We start from the raw sequence: 20,006 nt of genomic DNA on the forward strand, positions 1-20,006 counted from the left end.
ATCTAATAATCGGGCGTGTCGATCTCGATTACGTTGACATCTCCATCATTGCAAATATTGCGTATTGCCGGATCTTTTACCCTGTCAGTTACAAAGGTATCTACTTGAGTAAGTTTTCCCAGTTTGACTGAAGCGCGCCGTTCGTATTTTGTAGAGTCGGCAACAAGAATAACATGTCGCGCATTTTCGATTATAGCTTGTGCCACTTTAACCTCACGAAAATCGTAGTCGAGCAGGAATCCATCCAGATCAATTGCTGAGGCACCGATGACGGCATAGTCGACTTTAAACTGATTAATAAAATCAACGGCCGCCTCTCCAACAATACCGCCGTCCGACCGACGAACAACACCACCAGCAATTGCGACTTCAATCGACGGATAGAGCCGCAAACTATTTGCTACATTAATGTTGTTTGTAACCACCATCAGTCCAGTGTGATTTGTCAGAGCTTGCCCGACCGCTTCTGTTGTCGTCCCAATATTGATAAACAAGGAGGCGTTATTTGGGATAATTTGCGCGGTTGCCAGCCCTATTTTACGTTTCTCATCCGCAGCGATTTGGCGCCTCGCTTCATATTCTACATTCTCTTTTCCGTCTGGATAAATTGCACCGCCATGAAAACGAACAAGAACACGCCCATTACAAAGACTATTTAGGTCCATTCGAATTGTTTGAGGTGTAATATCGAAATGTGTCGCCAGTTCGTCCACAAGGACTCTACCTTTTGCTTTCGCTAAGTCGACGATCTCTGATTGTCGTTCACTTAAATACACGCATGTGCCTCCATCTGACGCCATTTCAAATTCAATTTAGGCATGTTCGAAAATGAATGAAAACAAAAAACGAAGATACTGTGAGAAATGATGCGCGTTCAGCACTTGTAAATTGGCAGTTACAACTAATTGTCGACCAATTTTCTTGCCATTTTTACATCATTGCGATGGGTGGACAGGTACAAAAATCTTTTCCCGACGCCATTACTGAGTTTGTACCAAAATCGATAAAAAGGATGCAGTAGTTTCGTCACGCCAGTAATTTTTGATTGCTTATCAAATCGATCGTCGCCGATTGTTGACGGACTTATGAGATCGGGCGTGGCGGGAGAAGGGTGAATGAGGAATGTATCGAGCCTCGTTTCCCATGCGCGGCTATGGACAATATCCACAGGAACCCAGTTTTTCTGCATAAATCCTAAAAGTGTTTTTGCTGCTTTTTGAGTTAACATATAGGCGTAAGCGCCGCTTGGGGAGGTCGGCACTCTCACAATGGAATATTGATGTCTTAACTTGAGAAGAGGACGAAATCCGATATCGAAAACTTTGCCATGCCCGACAAAACGGATGAGATCCCAGGGTAAATTAGTGTTATGAATGTCTTCAAGAAGGTCCTTTAGATTATCTTCTACAAAGACATCATCTTCGAAAACGATGGCAGAAGATATATTCTCATTTATCATTTTTTCGTAAATTTTTCGATGAGAAAGAGAGCATCCAATTTCACCATGTCCGAGGTCCTTTGCAAAATACCGCCGCCTTTTTTCTCCATCATAGTCAGGCAAATTCTTGATATCCAAAGCATAGCCATCGACTGCCTCAATAAAGACAGGGGAAATACCTACTTTGCCAAGGCGTTCGATCATGTCTGATCGACGATGCGTATCTTTGCATCGATTAATAACAAATACCGGTGGAAGGATTTCATTATCAGGTTCAGGCAAGTTTGATTGTATCCCTTATGTAGCAAGCATGTTTGTAGGAAATAGGAAGCAATTATACAAGGGTGCTGGAACTTGTTGCTTATGAAACATCATCTATTTCCTGAACCTTCGAAGCGAGCTGGTGAAGGTATTTATCCTTAACTTCCATTTCTTCAAGATGCGCAATTGTATTCATGAGATATTCGCGGCAAGTCCCAAGATGGCCTTCGCCTGTTGCAAGTAATTTTGCCGTGGCTTCCATATCCAATTTGTCAATATATCTGGGATGGTGCCTGTTCATTACGAACGTTAACCCGGATACCGTTTTATGAGGTAATTTCATGCGAACCATTTTCGCATCATAAGATCCGGAAATCATCTCACGCATCCACAGAATTTCCGTCTCACTTTCTATTTTTTTAGATTCTATTCGAAAGGCCCGACCATTGCAGGACCCGCCTCGATCAAGGGCCAGCATCAATCCTGGTCTTTCTTTGCTACCACGTCCGATTGAAGACTGCAGACAAAATCTCCGCCGATATCCAAAAAGTCGAGCAGGCTGACAATCTACATAATGAAATGCCGGATTCCAAAGTAACGACCCGTATCCGAAAACCCAGAGATCCTGACCTTGAGCGTGATGCGCAAGATATTCGTGCCGTGTCGCTTCACGTTCATCATGGCTCAGGGCATGGAAGGGGCCATGTTTACGTGCTTCACGGATAAGCTCTTCCACTCTTTCACGGTTAAATTCTTCTCGGATCAGCATCTTCGTCACTTTACTTTGCAAATTACATCCTGATAGGCTCTAAATATAAGGCGAGCATTTACAGGAATTAGGTTGGATAGAAGTAATGCTGAAGAATATTTTAAAAAATGTCCAAAGGCCAGATATTGATTTTGCCGGTTTAAAAAAACCGCGAAAACCGAATAGTTACCTAATGTGTCCTCGGGATTATTGCCTTTACCCTGGGAAAGACGTGAGTCCTGAATTCAATATACCGGCGCAACAGTTGGCTCATTTGTTTGAAAAAATGGCTCTTGCTCAGGATAGAACCGAAAAAATAAGTGAAACCGACAAGCAAGGTGACGTTCAGATGGATTTTGTTCAGTATTCTGCGTTGATTGGGTATCCGGACACCATCACCGTCAGATTTATTGAATTAACAGATGAAACGTCAACGTTGGCGATTTTTAGTCGCGCTCACTACGGATATAGAGATTTCAATGTAAATGAAAACCGTATCAAAAATTGGATGGAAAAACTTCGATCATCTCTTTAGGCAAAAATTTTGTGTTTTTGTAGCTCCTCATAATAGGGCATTTGAGCGGCAAGCAGTAGTTCCTGATCAGTCGTAAGTTCCACCTCTTTTGCTTGATACGGTGCGAATCCAGTTGTGGCATTTACTGAGGCGTACCAATGCTCTGCCCAAACACCATCTTCCTCGCGCCGTCCAGCTGGCCATTTGAGCATTTGAGACTGCCAGGGGATTTCAAGCAATTTACATAATTCTGGCAACATGCGTTGTGGATCTTTCAAGATATCTTCGGCCTCTACCACTATCGGAGTGTCGTCGGATAAATCTTGTAAGGTGTTGAAAATCTCCAATTGCCTTTTTATACCGATATCATCTGTAGAAATTTGATCCCACTTTGCTGCATAAGAGGCAATCACAAGCCGGGGATCTCGAATAAGAAAACAGTTTTTGTGGGACAGGAAATTTTCAAAATCTATTTCCGGCAATATGTGATGAGTCATATGCTTTATATAAAGCAGCTCTGTCTCTGGTATCGGGGGCCCGTTCAATTTGGATATGACTTCTCGCCATGAATTAGGTTGGCTTGCAATAACGGCATCGCGCATGGGGTGCTGTAACCCGGTTTCTGCGAGGTAATAGGCGTAGAAGGGTTCATCTATGCCGCGACAATCTGATCTATTCCCAAAGGAACGCATCATTGCCGTGGATATATTTCTCGGGCCCGACCACATGGATATTCGGGTAGTTTTGTCCGCTGTGCTCATTGATTACAATCTTGTTGACATATTTTATGAATTACAGCGGACAATTGTCTGTGCCTATAGACCCAAAATCAGCTTCGCCATGATATTTCGCTGAATCTCGTTTGATCCACCGTAAATTGACACCTTCCTTGCATTAAAATAGCGAGGCGCGACGCCGCTGGCATAATCTTCACCAATTGGTTCTTCATTCTGCCCAGGATATAGAGGTGTGAAGGGCGTTGAATAAGTACCAACAGCTTCTAATGCCAAGGCAACAACTTCCTGATACAAGTCTGTGCCCCGGCATTTTAGCAACGAAGATTCAGGACCCATATTCTGACCTGAAGATAATTTGCTCAGGATACGAAGTTCCGTCATTTCAAGCGATTGGATGGCAACTTCAAGTTTTGCAAGTTTCGCAACAAATGCCGGGTTTCGGATCATCGGCTCTTCACCATCGATCTCTTTGGCCGCAATGGTGCGGATTTTCCCGATACCGCGCTTTAGCCTGCCGGCATAGGCGCTTCCACGTTCGAATTCGAGAAGGTATTTGGCGTAAGTCCAGCCTTTGTTCACGTCGCCAATCAAGTTTTCCTTCGGAACTTTTACGTCGTTGAAGAATACTTGATTTACTTCCTGTGCACCGGTTACCGGCAGATCAATTGTTTGGATAGGGTCAACACTGACGCCTTCCGATTTCATATCAATCAGGAGAAACGAAATACCTTCTTGTCTTTTTCCTTCAGAAGAGGTTCGTACAAGGCAGAAAATCCAATCGGCATATTGCGCTAATGTTGTCCAGATCTTTGAGCCATTGCAGAGGAAATGATCCCCTTTATCTTCCGCCTTCATCTGCAAGCTAGCAAGGTCGGAGCCTGAGCCTGGTTCAGAGTATCCCTGACACCACCAGACGTTGGTTTCGAGCATATCCGGCAGGAAGCGTTTTTTCTGTTCGTCACTGCCGAACTTCATAATCACGGGCGCGCACATGCTCGGCCCAAAGGGAATAACACCAGGCGCGTTAGCGTTTGCCATTTCTGTTTGAAAAATATATTTCTGCGTTGCTGTCCAACCGGGACCTCCGTATTCCACCGGCCAATCCGGGGCAAGCCAGCCTTTTTTTGCCAGTGCTTTTTGCCACCTGACATGATCATCTTTTGGCAGGTAACTATTCCTGTTCTCGGCCATTTTGGTTTTGAGGTCGTCATCAAAATCATCTTCCAGAAATTGAATGACTTCGTTGCGAAAAGCATTGTCTTCTGCGGTGAATGAAAGGTCCATGGGTTCTCTCTGTTTTATTTTTTTTCATTGGCGCGTTGTTCACGTAAATTGTAACATCATATATAGGGCAGTTTGCAAGATCGTTTTAACAAAAGATACTACGGGACAAAAATAAATGAAAAAAACCGTCAAACAACTCGTTCAAGAAGCGAATAGCCAGATAGAAACATTGTCGATTGACCAGGCCCTTGATTTACATGGTAAGGACGGAGTGACGTTTGTGGATATTCGTGATATCCGGGAATTGGAACGTGAAGGACAAGTTCCTGGAGCTGTTCACGCACCGCGCGGTATGTTGGAATTCTGGGTGGACCCGGAAAGCCCGTATCACAGAGATCTGTTTGCCAGTGGGAACCGGTTTGTATTTTTCTGTGCAGCTGGTTGGCGGTCTGCATTGGCGACACGTGCTGTACAAGAAATGGGCCTAGAAAATGTATGCCATATTGATGGCGGGTTTGGCGCCTGGAAAGAAGCTGAAGGGGCTATTGAGGAACGAAAACCCCGCAGCTAGAAATTTGTCGCGGTAGGATCAATTTTGGGTTTCGGTTTTCTCAAAAAAATTCCGGAGTAAGCAGATGAGCAGCACCGATCATGAAAAGGGCAGCAATCCACTAGCTTAAATGCGTCGTGGCCCAATTTCGAGACCAATGGTGGTTGATATTTTCTATTGCCTCATGGGGCGTATGACATTGAACATGATAAACTGGTGGCATAATCGTTTTCCGCCGCCGCCGTGAAGTCTGATGCAAAAAACCGGAAGTAGGATGTTTTTGGACGACCCAGGTCGTGAATTGCCCCGGACCGCCCGAGTTAAAATTCGACTTTTGCCGTTGATCTGTCATCCGTTGAGCTCAATGATGATGCCCGGTTGCTTCTTTTGCGGTCAGTGAAACACTTACCGGATGTTTGGAAAGTTTGTCGAGCGCTGCTTTCATATCTTCTATCAGAAGATCGGCGAGATCTCGGCTCACACCATGCCGTACCAGTATTCTTTGTATGGCCAGTTTTTCCATGTTTGACGGAAGGGTGTAGGCAGGAACCTGCCATCCCCGGGTCCGGAGCTGGTCCGCAAAATCAAATAGGTTCCAAGTAACATCGCTACTACTTTTTAGCTGCCAGCAAAGGCCCGGAATTCCGCCTTTACCATCATAAATAATTTCGAAAGGGCCAAGCGCACTGATTTCAGTCGCGAGATGAGCTGCAACATTGTAACAAGCATCGTGAATCTTACGATATCCATCCTTGCCGAGCCTCAGAAAGTTATAATATTGACAGGCAACTTCACCGCCGGGGCGCGAAAAATTCAAGGCGAATGTTGGCATATTACCGCCCAAATAATTGACATCAAAAACAAGGTCCTTCGGAAGGTCCTGGGTCTCCCGCCAAATTATCCAACCAACACCCAAAGGCGCTAGTCCGAATTTATGACCTGAAGCATTAATTGACCTTACCCTTGGTAGCCTGAAATCCCAGACAAGTTCAGGATCACAAAAAGGGGCAAGGAAGCCACCGCTGGCGCCATCCACATGAATGGGGATGTCTAGGCCCGTACGCGCTTGCAAGTCGTCGAGCGCTGCTGCTATCTCGGCGACTGGCTCATATTGACAGGTAAAGGTCACTCCTAAAGTTGGGACAACTCCAATGGTATTTTCGTCGCATCTTTTAAGGACTTCTTCGTCGGTCATTAACAACCGGCCTTCTTCCATTGGTATTTCCCGTAGTTCTATGTCCCAATATCTTGCGAACTTGTGCCAGCATACCTGAACAGGCCCGGTGACCAAATTGGGGCGATCTGTCGGCTTTCCCTCTGCTTCGCGTTTGGCGCGCCAGTTCCACTTCATCGCCATTCCGCCAAGCATGGCTGCCTCACTTGATCCTGTAGTCGAACAACCAACCGTGTCGGCAGAAACCGGGGAATTCCATAAATCCGCAAGCATGTGAACGCAACGCGCTTCAAGCTCAGCAGATTGTGGATATTCATCCTTGTCGATCATATTTTTACCGATGCATTCATTCATCAAGTCATGAACGTGCGGTTCAACCCAAGTTTGACAAAATGTCGCGAGATTTTGTCGCGAATTCCCATCAAGAAGAAGTTCATCGTGAATTATCTGAAACACCTGCTGTGGGTCATTTTCCTCGTCCGGTATCCGATATTTGGGCATTGAGACCGGCAGCGTCGATGACGCATATATATCGTCAAACAGATTGGGTCGAATATCATCCTTCGAATGAACCGCCATCTAAATCTCCTATTATCAGCCGCAAAAAAAAGGGTAGCAGATGCTACCCTTAATCTTCGCGTGAGTTAATACTATTTCTTCTTGCCAAATAAGCTGCCCGCTGCATCCAGAAGCCCTTTAACCGCTTCTTTGTCACCGCTTTTAGCGCCTTTGAGAGCATCTTTCAGTCCGTCGCCGGATCCTTTCGCGCCATCTAAAAGATCTTTAACGCCGTCCGGGTTAGTCACGTTTTTGAGGACACCTTTTAGATCTGGTGCGAACTTGAGATTATCCCATGAACCTGACACATTAATTGGAATGGCAAGGCCGGATTTCTCGGTACCTCCTTGACCTTCTGTTGTGGCCACCAACTTAGGCTCAATACGGTAATTCAATGTTTTTGGCGGTAATTCGACAGTGCCTTCGCCAGAAAGACGAATAAATGGATTGAACATTGTTAAATCATTGTTGGTCAGAATTCCGTTTTTTATATCAAACGTACCCGACAATTCGGCGAAATCTGTTTTCTGGGCTTCTCCGCTATCGGTGAAGGCCGTTGCGACATTACGCGCCATGGCCGCCAGGTTGATGCCGGAAATGGACCCGTCCTCAAACAATATTTGACCCTCTCCGTTCAATGCATTTACCATTTCTGCTTGGGACTTACCCACTGTCGTGGTGTCAATTTGTACGAGACCTTTGCCAGAAAGCTTCTTGAAATCAGCTGCATCCGTCAGAAGTGGCTGAAGCTGGACATTTTCAATCGTAAATGAATTGGATATTTTTAGGGTTGGATTTGTTGCATCAACGCGTATGTTTCCTCTACCGCTTCCATCATACAAATTCAGTTCAGTTAAACCAACATCCAGAATACCGTTCTTAAGCGTTGTCGCTAGAGCACTACTGCCGATTTTAATTTTTTTGATGAGGATTTCCTGGACAGATAAATCAAACTTAGCGTTCAGGTTGTTGAGGCCATCAAGGTCGATCGGTGTGGAATCCCATTTTTCACTAGTTGGAGATGTGGATTGTGATTGCTGTGAGGCCGCGGTTGTTTCCTGATCTTCGGCAGCTAAATAGGGATTGAGGTCTAAGGTCTCCAGAGCTAATTTTCCTGTTATGTCAGGAACCTTGCCGCTAAGATCTACTGAAAAATCTCCAACGCCATTTATTTTATCAAATACAATGGTTGCGCTGGTGAAGCTGTATTTAGAGGAATTAACACCTACTTTTCCGCTGATATTGAGAGGGCCAAACCCGTCTCCTTCTGCTTTAATGGGCTGGCCTACCCAAGCCGCAAGTTGGCGAACAGAGGGAATGTCCAAAATAGTATCGCCACCCAAAACGAGAGGATCTAGCGTTGTCACCGCGCCATCATATTTCAGGCTGATGTTTTTGGACGTCATATTGAAGTTTGTTGTCGTGTCGCGATTTTCAAGAATAGCGCGAAGCGCCCCAACTTTAACGTCTATGTCGGTTTTCTCCTGGTTCCAGACAGCGCTTCCTTTTGCCTCAAAAGACTCATCTAGTCCGGCGAGTAATATATTTAAATTTACATCGGCCAATTCAATTTTTGTGTCAGATTTCTGATCTATATAGCTGACAGAACCGTCAACAATACGGACGTCACCAAGGTTTAAATCAGATATGCCGAGATCCATGGAGTCTGATTCTGTGTCGCTCTTTGCGGTTTCCGTAGCTGTATTTTCTTTTTTCTGATTTGCATCAAATATCCAGTTTGCCTTGCCGTTTTCGTCAATCTCCAGGTTAATTACAGGTTTTGTTAATACAAATTCATCTACCTGTATTCGGCCACTTAACAATGGAAGTAGGTCCAGTTCGAGAACGAGGCTGTCGATGGTGGCCATTTTTGCAGCCACTGCGCCGCTCGCATTACTAAATGAGACTTCGGACGCTTTGACACCAAGTGTGGGGAAAATTGAAAGGCTAAAATCACCGTCAATAGCCAACTCCCGGCCAGTGGCATCATTGGCGGCTGTTACCAATTCTTGCTTAACGCGATCAATCGGGACAATAAAAGGCAATGCAACAGCTGCGGCTACGATAATGACAACAAGCGATACCAAGGCAATTATAGCTTTTTTCATGGCAGGTCTTTCTGTCTCTTTCTTTTGAACGTTAGGCTTCAGTGGAATAATGCCATATATTTAGTTAGATGACAGGAAAAGTTAAACTATTTTTGTGTCACAATTTAGCCGTTATAATTGATAGACTGATGGCTTCCGGAGTGCTTTGAATTTTTAACCAGCTGGATTTCCCATGAAGTGGATTGCTGTTGCGATTACCTTGGTTTTTATACAGGGTTTTGATCGTTTAGTTGAGGCGGCGGAGGTTGATGTTCAGCTTGTTTTGGCAATAGATGTTTCTTCCAGCGTAAGTTGGGATGAATATGGATTGCAGATGCAGGGTGTCGCATCGGCATTTAGGGATGAACTCGTCATCGAGGCAATACAATCCGGGCCAACTGGGCGCATTAGTGTGGCAGTCACACAGTGGGCGGGCCTTGGGCAACAGCAAACCGTATTGTCTTGGCGTGTTATTTCAAGTCCGGAAGAAGCTGCAGCAATGGCAGATGACTTAGGCTTGATTTCCAGGGCTTTTCCGTACGGCGGCACTGCCATTGCCGAAGCTTTGGACCATGCATATGCGCTATTTTCCAGAGACGTAAATATATCGCAGCGTCAAGTGATAGACATATCCGGCGATGGCAAGGTCTCAATAGGAGCATCTCCTGATGCCACTCGCAACAAGATTGTAAACAAGGGGGCAATCATTAACGGGTTACCCATTTTGGACAGCGCAAAGGACCTGGAGAGCTACTATCAAGAGCATGTGATCGGGGGAATAGGCGCATTTACAGAAATCGCGGAATCATTCGACGATTTTTCCAGAGCGATTGCCGAAAAACTGGCTCGTGAAATCAGAAGTACCTGGCAGGGTGTATAGTTCTTGAAAAAATCCAGTTGTTCCTACCCTGGACGGGTGAGAGAAAACGTGTTTTCAACATAGCAGTAATCCATATAGCCTAACCGCGCCAATGGTTGGTATTTTGCCATATCCACCATACCGTCTGTAATAACGTCATCGCTGATATGAATGCCAACCACTTGCCCCATCAACATACTGTTTTTATGATTTGGATCGTTTGTCGGTAATTCAATCGTTTGCCAATAGACGCATTCCAAATGGGCGGCGCATTCTTTGACCCGGGGCGGTTTAACCAGTTCTGATGGAGTCGGTGTTAGACCGGCCAGCTCAAACTCATCGACAGCCCGCGGCGCCATCGCCGATGTCGTGTTCATGCTGTCCCGGATGTCATATGTCACCATATTGCAGACAAACTCTTTCGTTCTTTCGATATTGTGCAACGTATCTTTTGCACCTCCTTCGGAATGGGTGCCATTTATTCCCATTGCAACCATTGGAGGGTTTTCTGCCATTGCATTGAAAAAACTAAAGGGAGCCAAATTTAGTCCACCCGCTTCGTCTAGGCTGCTAATCCATCCAATAGGGCGGGGTGCAATAATAGCTTTCAATGGCCCATGCTTCAGTCCATGTGGCTCGGATGGTTTATAAAACATACAGTTCTCCAATATTACATTTTGCGCGCCAGCTATTTCTTTGAAACCTATCGCGCCAACCCTGTGGAGGCAAGCCGCTAATTATTTCTTTATTTGTCAGCGGGCTTGTGATAAATCGGCTGAATGGCATATGAAACAATCATACGACGACGACGAGCCGACGCAAGTTACCGCGCCGCCGCTTGATATTGCCTAATCTTCCTTGAACGAATTATTCGCGACGATTTAGGTGCTCCAAGAGGCCTACTTCCCAGACAGTTTGGAAATTGGAAAATCGTCATGCCACAAATAATTCACGAACGGCCAGAAGATGCCGCACAAATAGAGCCACTATTGGAAAAATGCTTTGGTCCGGAGCGGTTCAAGAAAACAGCATATAAAATTCGGAAGAAACTTAAGCCGATTCCTGAATTGAGTTTCGTCATAGAGGAAAGTGAAAAACTTCTAGCGACAATTCGATACTGGCCCATAACGATTGGAATAGATACCAATGCTCTACTCCTCGGTCCAATAGCTGTTGATCCAGAACGCCAGGGTGAAGGGTTAGGTGTATCGCTTATACAAAAAAGCCTTCAGGTAGCTCAAGGTCTTGGCCATCAAATAGTTATACTGGTCGGGGATCCGGAATATTACGAACAATTTGGTTTCTTCAGCGCGACAAAATGTAATCTCTCAATGCCGGGCCCTGTGGAAGATCGGCGTTTTCTGGTCAGAGAATTAATACCAGATAGCTTATTTGGAGTTTCGGGAACTGTAGCCGGCGGTACTATTGGTGGCAAGCCAGCAGGTCGAATTGCCTCCCTGCAGGAAACATCACACAAAATCGATAAACTAGCGCCCCTCGCGCCACCAGCCGAGACATAAAAATGCCATCGCTAAAATTAACCCAAGCAGCGGTGGTAACAATGCTTGTCGCTTGTAACCAGTCACTTCGAAATTTTCATTAGATCTAAGCCCCATCCAGAAAGTTGAAGCCTGGTTGCTCTTGGGCTTTGTTCTTCGAAAATCTGGCAGCCCTTGTTCAGTCAACCATCGGACTCCACCGCCAGTGGCTTTCGCGACGGGTATAATTTTGTCAGCCGTCGCTCGTAAGTCGTGAAGTTCTTTTGGATTGAGAATACCCACTGCAATGAGAGATTTTTGGTCGTCATGTTGTAATTTATAGAGGCCGCTGGTAGTTATTGGTGTAATTCCGGTTTGGATACCTGAACCGCTTGGTGAAAGGGCAACGAGGGACTTGTTCCCTTCGGGGTCGGTCACAGTGATGGTAGCCGGAAGTTCTTCCAGAGATTGACGGTGAAGGACCAGATTATCCCCCTCTACAATCGCAGACAGCTGCTCTTCTTCAAGCTCCGGTTCTTTCATGAGCCAGTGAGAAACGCGTCGCAGCAATTCGGATTGTGGTCCGCCGCCTTCAAAGCCACGGCCCCATAACCATGCATGATCGGAAAGAAGCTGTGCCACCCGGCCATTTAAACGCTTTTCGAGTATGAGCAAGGGTTGATCATCCGGGCCGGTCATGAGCGTTTGGCCGGCAAGCGCCTCTGCTTCAATCATCCGAAACCAGCGTCCCCATTCAGGACTGCCTTCCTTGTCACTTTTCAGCTGTCCGGTAACAGGATGTCTTTTACCAATATCACTCACCGCTGGTACGTATCCTTCGTTGAAAACATATCCTGTTGGCCGCCCGGGCAATACATCTGACAAAGGTGTTCTGTACAAGCTTAATGCTGTTGCGAAAGCAGGCCCTGCGGCTTCCAGCAAGGCCCCACCTTCTTCGACATATTGGGAAATGTTTCGAAGGTAAGTAGAGGGAAGCACACCGCGGCGTCTGTAACGGTCAAAAATTATCAAATCAAAGTCATTCAGTTTTTTTTCAAACAGGTCTCGAATTGGAAAGGGAATGAGGGATAATTCCGTAATCGGCGTACCATCTTGTTTTTCCGGCGGTCGTAAAATCGTAAAGTGAACAAGATCGACAGAAGGGTCCGATTTTAGGATGTTACGCCAACCCCGTTCTCCCATATGCGGTTCTCCGGAAACCAGCAATACCTGAAGCCTATCTCGTACCCCGTTGATCGTAACGTATGCTGTATTGTTTTTTTCAGTCAGTTCACCCTCCAGCGGATCAACCGAAATCTCTACAAAATTCTTTCCTCCGTGTGACAGCGAAAGTTCAATTTCGATATCTTCTCCAATCTGGGCTAGGCGGTTTTGCATTAATTCTCCGTCCAGCCTGACTGAAAGTTTGGCAGTTGCGATAGGATTTTTAACACCGAAATCCTCCACATTTACAACCAGAGTGATCGGCTGATTAACGATGCCAAAAGCCGGAGCTTTAACAAGCCGCAGCACGCGATCCTTTTCATCTTTTTCACCAGAAAGCAAAAAATGCACAGGCCCCTCTGATTTTGAAAGACCTTCAATATTTGGGATATCGTGAATTTGGCCGTCAGTGATCATTATCGTTGCGGCGATACGATCTGGCGGAATATTTTTTAACGCATCGTGCCGTGACGAAAACAAAAGTGATCCATTTTCGGCTCTTGAAGTTGAACTCACTTTGTTCTTAACAACAACTGTTTCAACTTGGAGGTTATCAAAGGATTCAAGCTGTTTTTTTAAATTTGTATAGGATTCCGTCGTGACTTCTTTTCGTTGACCGATGCGTTGACTGTCACTTTCATCAACAATTATGAGGGCAACGTCTTCAAGGTAATCCCTCTTTTCAGCAAGCAGGACAGGATTTGCTAGCATAAGGATAAGAAGCGCAAGAAGCCCTCCCCGCCAAGCAGATCCACGTGCATTCCGCCAAATCCCAAATGCTAAGATTGCAGCCGATAATATGGCTAATCCAGCTAACCATCCGATGGGAACATTTGGGCTTATATCCAAGCTGTAGACCAGGTTTGCTTGCTTCACTGACCCAACCTTTCCAGAATGGCCGGTACATGCACCTGATCCGCTTTATAGTTGCCGGTGAGTGTATACATCACTAAATTAATGCCAAAACGAAAAGCCATCTCACGTTGTCTCTCATCGCCAGATGCGATTGCTGCCAATGGTTTTCCGTTCTCACCAACAGCCCAAGCAGCTGCCCAATCATTGCTTCCAATGAGTACAGACGCGACACCATCATTACCTTGCTTTTCCGCAGTATCTTCCACCCATAATTCTCCATTGGGATATCTTCCTGGAAAATTTTGCATCAAATAAAAGGAACGCGTTAAAACATGGTCGATTGGTACGGGCTGCAGGCGAGGTATATCCAGTTTTGAAAGAAGTTGGCGCAATCGGATATTTTCTGGGCTGTTAAACAGATCGGCCCCGAAACCCCCAACAGAATTTTGGTTGCGTGTATCAAACAGTACCGTTCCACCACCTTTGATGTAATTGTTCAGTTTCGAAAGCGCAGAGCTGGAAAGCAGCGGAAAGTCACTGGTTACGGGCCAATAGATGACCGGATAGAAAACCAGGTCATCTTGTTCGATATCAAGGGGCAAGGGAGATTTTGCTTCGACAGATGTGCGGCGTCGTAATTCAGCGGCGAGTCCCGTCAGTCCGGCTCTACTCATCGCGTCAATTCTATCGTTGTTGGTAAGAATATATCCAAGCCGGGTATCCAAAGTTGCGGCCAATACTTTCTCTTCTGCGGTCATATTGGCTTCTTGAGCAGTACTATTAGGTAGATACCCAAAATAGCCGGCACTGACAGCGAGTAGAATTAAAGCGGAGGTTGTTACTGGGCGTCGACCGGGAAGCTTTCCCTGCAAGTACAGGGAAATTATCTGATCGACAAGAACCAGAAAAATCGCCAGGAGCAATATTGGAGTTGATAGATCAACAACCTCTTTACTGTCAAAAGGCTTAACTTCTGCGTCAAATGTAGTTGGGTCGATGACCTTATAATTTGTATTTTCTTGCCCAACATTGACAGCAATTTTGTAATCTTCGTTGCCATAGAATCCTGGAGGATGTTCAGCATTCAGCGACATTTCTTTTAATGAACCTGTGTCCAAGGGCTCCGCCGCGCCAACGTCTAAGCTCAGATCACCAAATCCATTTAGAATTTGATAAGGCGGCAGGCTTTTGTTCTGGCCAGTGTTTTCTGTCGTAAACTGACCCAAGTTTCCGATTTCTCTAAGCATCTCTACAAACAGTCCTGAAATTGCGAGATCTGACCAATCAGGCGTTGCTGTAATGTGAAATAATACAAGCCACCCCATCCCGCGTTTTTGCGCTGTAACGAGAGGCGTGCCATCTTCCAACTGTGCCCATGTTCTGTCCAGGAGGTCAGGCGAAGGATTTGCCAATACTTGTTTCATGACTTTGATGTCATCCGGTATTTCAAGTACTTTAAAGGGACTGTGATCCGGTATCTTGCCAAGTTCCGCTGGTTTAGCCCAAGACATTGCCCCTTCTAAATTTCGATTTCCAGATCTTAACTCAACCGGAACTAAAGCAGTGTCAGCATTTGCAAGTTTTGGTCCGGCAAATCTGATGAGAACACCCCCGTTATCAATCCAGGATTCTAATGACCCTTCAATGTTTTCTGAGAGATTTCCAGTGTCACCGAGAGCGATCATTGAAACGTCTTTTGCGATCAATTCCTCCAACGGCATTTTGTCAATATCGAAATAGGGAATGAGGGCTTGCGTAAGATAATGGTTTTCCGTCAACAGAGGCTGATCGACGGAGGTAAGTGTAGCGCTGACTAGGCCAATTTGCCGACGATGCCATCTGTGATCCAAAAGAAAAACAGAACCCGCGTTTTCAGCATCCTTAATTTCAATTCGACTAATGTCGTTTCGAATATCGTTGGGTATGTTTAAAGTAACAAAAGTACTGCCCGTCGAAAAATCCGTTGCTATCGTTTCGGAAGCGAGGATCTTCCCGTCCAGTGTTTGTGCCGATAAAGTGCCACTAAATAATTGCGTGCCATTTGTTGTATAAAGCGGAATTTCCATCGTTTCACCAGAAATTTTAGGGGTCCCGATGAGCGGTGGTCGCTGAATGGCGTCGTGTTGAAATATTGTAAGTGGGCCAATTTCCGTCAGTGCTGTAAAGAATTCTACAAGACCTGCTTCATCTTTATCCTGCATAACACCGCTGGATAACCAGATAAATTCAGGATCTTCCAAGGAATTTAGGTGCGGTATCAAGCTCAAAAGCTGGCTTCTATTTGAGGGCCAGGATTTGGGTAGAATGGAAAATGAAACACCTAATGCTTCTTTTTCAGACAATGGCCGTAAAGTTGGCTTGACGCCTTTGACCGACTGTGCGGTTGTGACAACATATATCTGGCGCTGCTCTCGTGTAATATCAGTTATGAGTGCGCCGAACGTTGCTTTGATTTCCGTCCAATTGTTCGCCGCACTCCATCCGTCATCAATAATAAATACGGCAGGACCGTTTCTATCGTGATGCTCAGGCAGATTTATGAAGGGGCCGGCTAATGCGAAAATGATTAGTGCCGTGATCAGTAATCTGAGGAGAAGTAGCCACCAGGGTGTGGTCGCCGAACTTTGTTCTTCTTTCTTCAATTGGTACAAAAATTGAATGGCAGGAAAAGTAATGGTTTTCGGTTTCGGGGGAACCAAACGCAATAACCACCAAATAACCGGCAGTGCCAGCAACGCGGTCAACACCCACGGAAAAAGGAATGAGAAAGAGCTCAAAAAAGCCAATTCATCACACTCCTTTCACCAAAAGAGCTGCGTATATTTGCCCTAAAACATCGCTGGAGGAATCGTCTGTGCGATGAAATACATATTCCCAGGAAACACTATTTGCCAGTTCAAATATTTTGAGTTTATGTTCCCGAAAGACATCTTGATAGTCTGATTTCAGGATTTCCACTCGTCCAAAGGTGAGGCTTTCTTCTTCTTGCATACCTTCAAACCTGGTGCGGCCGGAAAAGGGCAAGTCAACCTCGGCCGGATCTGCGATATGCAGCACAATGCCGTTACACCCCAAATCAACGAAGGCCTGCAATGTATTTTTAAGATCTTCTAACGGAGTGAGAAAATCGCTTATGAGAACAACAGTTGCCTTTTGCGGTAATTTAATGCTTTTGGCCAATATGTTCAGAGGTATTGCTTGTTTGCTTTCGAGGTCGGCGGCAACTGCGTTGAAAACTGTAGGTCCTGTCACAGCCTTCTCGGAAAGACCAAGTAATCCATATTTTTCTCCGCCTTTCGTAAGCAACAAGGCAAGGGCAAGCGTAAGAACTTTTGCGCGGAATTCCTTTGTACTGATTTGAGGTGTTGAAGAGTACTTCATCGTTACCGATCTATCACACCAAAACCAAACGCTTTCTGACGTTTCTTGCTCTTTTTGCCGAATGAATAGATGTTCACGTTTCGCGCTTTGGCGCCAGTCAATTTTTGACACTGCATCATCTGGGCCATATTGTTTAAACTGCCAGAAATCCTCTCCTACACCAGTGCGACGGCGACCATGGACGCCTAAATCATAGGCATTGGCTAAATGCTCCGCTGCTAGGATCAATGCAGGAAGAGTTTCGGCGAGTTTCTCCGCTTCCGCTTTTTCATCTGGCTTTAGATTGGAAAGACGAGAAGGCCTTAGCATTCCTTATTCCAATGTTGATGTCAGAGAATTTATGACGTCATCCATTCCGACATTTTCAGCCCTTGCCGCGTATGATAATGCCATTCTGTGTTGCAATACGGGTTTCGCCAGTGCAACGATATCATCAATTGAAGGGCTTAAACGATTTTCCAATAGCGCACGAGCACGAGCTGCAAGGACAAGCGCTTGACTAGCCCGCGGACCTGGACCCCATGACACATATTTGGCGACGAGATCATTGTCGGTTGTGTCGGGACGACCATTTCGGACCAGTTTTAATATTGCTTCGATCACTTTATCGCTGACAGGTATTTCACGAACCAGATGCTGAGCATCGTTGAGTTCCTCCGGCGACATTATCTGGGAGGGAATGACCTCTTCATTTCCAGTGGTTTCCAAAAGGATGCGCCGTTCCGTATCCTTACTGGGATAGTCAATATTGATTTGCATGAGGAACCGATCCAGTTGGGCTTCTGGAAGTGGGTATGTTCCTTCTTGTTCTATTGGATTTTGTGTCGCGAGCACGTGGAAGGGAACAGGCAGGGGATAGGTTTCTCCCGCGATAGTGACCGTTTCTTCCTGCATCGCCTGCAACAGCGCTGATTGCGTCCGTGGGCTTGAGCGATTTATTTCATCGGCCATGAGAAGCTGTCCGAAAATAGGGCCTTTTAGAAATTTGAAATATCGTTCACCATTCTCAGAGGTTTCCAGAATTTCAGAGCCTAAAATATCAGCTGGCATCAAATCTGGAGTAAATTGAATGCGTCGATCGTCCAGGCCTAAAACCCCTCCCAAGGTCTCAACCAAGCGAGTTTTTGCAAGCCCCGGTACTCCGATTAACAATGCATGCCCGCGTGCGAGCAAAGTAATGAGGGTAAGTTCGACAACTTGCTCTTGTCCGAATATATACTCACCTACGCCGGATTTGAGGCCATTCAGTTTTCCGGAAAGATCATTAACCCTTTCCAGTATTTGTTGATCCGATTTAAATGTGGTTGTCATGCTACTATGTCGATCCAATCGTAAACCTTTATTATAAAGTGCACATTTGATAGCCAGCGACGAATATCCTAAATATAGTATCAAAATAAACGTGTTTAAGGCCAAAAATATGACAGAACAAAACACTCAAGATGGACTTAGCGCTATTCTTCAGCAAATAAAGGGGCAAAAGCATCCGCCTGTGCATTTGTGGAATCCGGATTTTTGCGGGGATCTTGATATGCGCATTGCACGGGATGGTACATGGTTCTATTTAGGGTCACCGATTGGCCGAAAGCCTTTGGTAAAGCTGTTTTCTGGCGTAATCCGGCTCGATGAAGATGATAAATACTATCTTGTTACGCCCGTGGAAAAGATTGGTATTACAGTTGATGATGCCCCGTTTGTGGCTGTTGAAATGTTTTGCGAAGGAGACGGCTCAGATCAAATATTAAGCTTTCGGACCAATGTTGACGATTTTGTGATCTTGGACAAGGATCATCCGTTCCGGATAGAAATTGACCCTGATACCAAAGAGCCGGCTCCCTATATTCGAATTCGCGCAAATTTGGATGCTTTGATTGCCCGTGCAGTTTTTTACGATATCGTAAATTTGGCAGAGGAGAAATTGATAGACGGGAAGAATCTTCTTGGTTTCTGGAGTAGTGGTGAGTTTTTTGTTTTAGGCCCTGTTGATGAAATATTTGAAAATTACAATTAAATGCTGACTAAAACACTTCGCCAGAATCTTGGGCCTATTCCAAAAGACGTTTCACCGGCACTAAATTTGAATGGCACATTCAGAGGTGATCATGATCTAAATCCCGCAAGTGCCCCTTTGCGCGATGAAACATATACACCTGCTGCAGTTCTGGTTCCAATTGTTTTGCGAAATGAAGGGATGACGATGTTGCTGACGCGCCGCGCCGCGCATCTTGCAAAACACCCAGGCCAGATTAGCTTTCCAGGAGGCAGGGCAGAAGAAGAGGATTTGAGCGCCGTTGAAACCGCGTTGCGTGAATCTGAAGAAGAAATTTCTCTGAATCCGGATCTTGTTGAAATTGTTGGCTCCTTGAATACATATATTACTGTGACGCGGTACTCGGTGACGCCGGTTGTCGGGTTTGTCCAACCATCCTTTTCCTTACGTCCGGAAATCGGGGAGGTTTCCGAGATTTTCGAAGTTCCGCTGGCATTCTTACTCGACGAAAAAAATCGGAAAAAACACAGTGGATTTCATAACGGTATAGAGCGGTTCTGGTATGCAATACCTTACAATGATTATTATATTTGGGGTGCGACAGCCGGTATGATTAAGGACCTTTCAGAGAGAGTGCTACTAGAATGATTAGAGGAATCTTGTTTCATGTAATCCCGCTTATCCTGCCCTTCGTGGTGTATGCAGTTTACTTGTATTTCAATAAAAGGGCGGGAGGAGATAAAACCTGGCGCGGAAAATCAATTGCTGTTTCAACAGTTACTGGGTTGTTTTTGATGGCCTTGAGTTTGGTCATTCTGGGATCTGTAAGTGGGGATTCACGTGATGGCACTGTTTATATTCCGCCAAAATTTGAAGATGGTAAGCTAATAGATTCTCAGGTAATTCCCGCCAAAGATAAAAACTGATC

At 45.5% G+C, this 20,006-nt stretch carries 19 protein-coding genes; 7 read left to right on the forward strand and 12 right to left on the reverse strand.

The annotated features are described in order from the left end of the window. Window positions 1–2 precede the first annotated feature (2 nt). The 3 genes from NBZ79_RS02620 to NBZ79_RS02630 form a co-directional block, all read right to left on the reverse strand. Entirely contained in the window at window positions 3–776 is a 774-nt protein-coding gene (locus tag NBZ79_RS02620) for a DeoR/GlpR family DNA-binding transcription regulator (RefSeq protein ID WP_420854572.1), read from the reverse strand. 125 nt (window positions 777–901) lie between these two features. Continuing rightward, window positions 902–1,720 (reverse strand): glycosyltransferase family 25 protein, encoded by an 819-nt coding sequence (locus NBZ79_RS02625; RefSeq protein ID WP_251935202.1) that lies wholly within the window; start codon window positions 1,718–1,720, stop codon window positions 902–904. 79 nt (window positions 1,721–1,799) lie between these two features. Further along, the gene (locus tag NBZ79_RS02630; protein ID WP_251935204.1) at window positions 1,800–2,489 is read right to left on the reverse strand and encodes a gamma-glutamylcyclotransferase; all 690 of its coding nucleotides are present in this window, start codon (window positions 2,487–2,489) and stop codon (window positions 1,800–1,802) included. A gap of 64 nt (window positions 2,490–2,553) precedes the next feature. Here NBZ79_RS02630 and NBZ79_RS02635 point away from each other — a divergent pair, with 64 nt between their 5' ends. Continuing rightward, window positions 2,554–2,982 carry a DUF1499 domain-containing protein gene (locus NBZ79_RS02635; protein WP_251935207.1) on the forward strand — a complete coding sequence of 143 codons (429 nt, stop codon included), beginning with the start codon at window positions 2,554–2,556 and terminating at the stop codon, window positions 2,980–2,982. Here the strand turns inward: NBZ79_RS02635 and NBZ79_RS02640 are convergent. Together NBZ79_RS02640 and NBZ79_RS02645 are read right to left on the reverse strand one after the other, a co-directional pair. Continuing rightward, window positions 2,979–3,722: a sulfotransferase-like domain-containing protein gene (locus tag NBZ79_RS02640; protein WP_338056129.1), complete on the reverse strand. Its 744-nt coding sequence runs from the start codon at window positions 3,720–3,722 to the stop codon at window positions 2,979–2,981. The genes NBZ79_RS02635 and NBZ79_RS02640 overlap by 4 nt on opposite strands. Before the next feature lie 54 nt (window positions 3,723–3,776). Next, window positions 3,777–4,982, reverse strand: a complete 1,206-nt coding sequence (locus NBZ79_RS02645; protein WP_251935210.1) for an acyl-CoA dehydrogenase family protein — start codon at window positions 4,980–4,982, stop codon at window positions 3,777–3,779. Between the two features lie 115 nt (window positions 4,983–5,097). Between NBZ79_RS02645 and NBZ79_RS02650 the strand changes: the two genes are divergently transcribed. Next, complete coding sequence (locus tag NBZ79_RS02650) at window positions 5,098–5,493, forward strand: rhodanese-like domain-containing protein (protein ID WP_251935213.1); 396 nt, start codon at window positions 5,098–5,100, stop codon at window positions 5,491–5,493. A gap of 340 nt (window positions 5,494–5,833) precedes the next feature. Here the strand turns inward: NBZ79_RS02650 and gad are convergent, their stop codons facing one another. Then, on the reverse strand, window positions 5,834–7,225 hold the full coding sequence (gene gad, locus NBZ79_RS02655) for a glutamate decarboxylase (RefSeq protein WP_251935215.1): 1,392 nt from the start codon (window positions 7,223–7,225) through the stop codon (window positions 5,834–5,836). A gap of 71 nt (window positions 7,226–7,296) precedes the next feature. After that, window positions 7,297–9,312: an AsmA family protein gene (locus NBZ79_RS02660; protein ID WP_251935217.1), complete on the reverse strand. Its 2,016-nt coding sequence runs from the start codon at window positions 9,310–9,312 to the stop codon at window positions 7,297–7,299. 172 nt (window positions 9,313–9,484) lie between these two features. Between NBZ79_RS02660 and NBZ79_RS02665 the strand changes: the two genes are divergently transcribed. Beyond that, on the forward strand, window positions 9,485–10,171 hold the full coding sequence (locus NBZ79_RS02665) for a DUF1194 domain-containing protein (RefSeq protein WP_251935220.1): 687 nt from the start codon (window positions 9,485–9,487) through the stop codon (window positions 10,169–10,171). A 23-nt stretch (window positions 10,172–10,194) separates the two neighbouring features. On the opposite strand, the gene NBZ79_RS02670 is transcribed toward NBZ79_RS02665, so the two are convergent. Beyond that, complete coding sequence (locus NBZ79_RS02670; RefSeq protein WP_251935244.1) at window positions 10,195–10,806, reverse strand: flavin reductase family protein; 612 nt, start codon at window positions 10,804–10,806, stop codon at window positions 10,195–10,197. Window positions 10,807–11,085: 279 nt separating this feature from the next. Between NBZ79_RS02670 and NBZ79_RS02675 the strand changes: the two genes are divergently transcribed. Next, window positions 11,086–11,670, forward strand: a complete 585-nt coding sequence (locus tag NBZ79_RS02675; RefSeq protein ID WP_251935245.1) for a GNAT family N-acetyltransferase — start codon at window positions 11,086–11,088, stop codon at window positions 11,668–11,670. Here the strand turns inward: NBZ79_RS02675 and NBZ79_RS02680 are convergent. Genes NBZ79_RS02680 through NBZ79_RS02695 form a run of 4 tightly spaced genes read right to left on the reverse strand, consistent with a single transcriptional unit; the run spans window position 11,638 to window position 18,399 of the window. Continuing rightward, window positions 11,638–13,728 (reverse strand): hypothetical protein, encoded by a 2,091-nt coding sequence (locus tag NBZ79_RS02680; RefSeq protein WP_251935246.1) that lies wholly within the window; start codon window positions 13,726–13,728, stop codon window positions 11,638–11,640. The two genes, NBZ79_RS02675 and NBZ79_RS02680, sit on opposite strands and share 33 nt — an antisense overlap. Further along, a complete protein-coding gene (locus tag NBZ79_RS02685) occupies window positions 13,725–16,493 on the reverse strand; it encodes a DUF4159 domain-containing protein (protein ID WP_251935247.1) in 2,769 nt (922 codons plus the stop codon). Before NBZ79_RS02685 ends, NBZ79_RS02680 begins: the two co-directional genes overlap by 4 nt. Window positions 16,494–16,497: 4 nt before the next feature. Further along, window positions 16,498–17,397 carry a DUF58 domain-containing protein gene (locus NBZ79_RS02690; RefSeq protein WP_251935248.1) on the reverse strand — a complete coding sequence of 300 codons (900 nt, stop codon included), beginning with the start codon at window positions 17,395–17,397 and terminating at the stop codon, window positions 16,498–16,500. 3 nt (window positions 17,398–17,400) lie between these two features. Beyond that, entirely contained in the window at window positions 17,401–18,399 is a 999-nt protein-coding gene (locus tag NBZ79_RS02695) for an AAA family ATPase (protein WP_251935249.1), read from the reverse strand. 109 nt (window positions 18,400–18,508) lie between these two features. Here NBZ79_RS02695 and NBZ79_RS02700 point away from each other — a divergent pair, with 109 nt between their 5' ends. From NBZ79_RS02700 to NBZ79_RS02710, 3 genes are read left to right on the forward strand one after another with little or no spacing between them, the layout of a single operon-like run. Then, the gene (locus NBZ79_RS02700; RefSeq protein WP_251935250.1) at window positions 18,509–19,099 is read left to right on the forward strand and encodes a DUF1285 domain-containing protein; all 591 of its coding nucleotides are present in this window, start codon (window positions 18,509–18,511) and stop codon (window positions 19,097–19,099) included. Next, entirely contained in the window at window positions 19,100–19,726 is a 627-nt protein-coding gene (locus NBZ79_RS02705; RefSeq protein ID WP_251935253.1) for a CoA pyrophosphatase, read from the forward strand. It begins immediately after the preceding gene. Beyond that, entirely contained in the window at window positions 19,723–20,004 is a 282-nt protein-coding gene (locus NBZ79_RS02710; protein ID WP_251935255.1) for a DUF6111 family protein, read from the forward strand. The genes NBZ79_RS02705 and NBZ79_RS02710 overlap by 4 nt, the downstream gene beginning before the upstream one ends. Window positions 20,005–20,006: the final 2 nt, after the last annotated feature.

The organism is Sneathiella marina (genome assembly GCF_023746535.1).
Classification (GTDB): Bacteria; Pseudomonadota; Alphaproteobacteria; order Sneathiellales; family Sneathiellaceae; genus Sneathiella; species Sneathiella marina.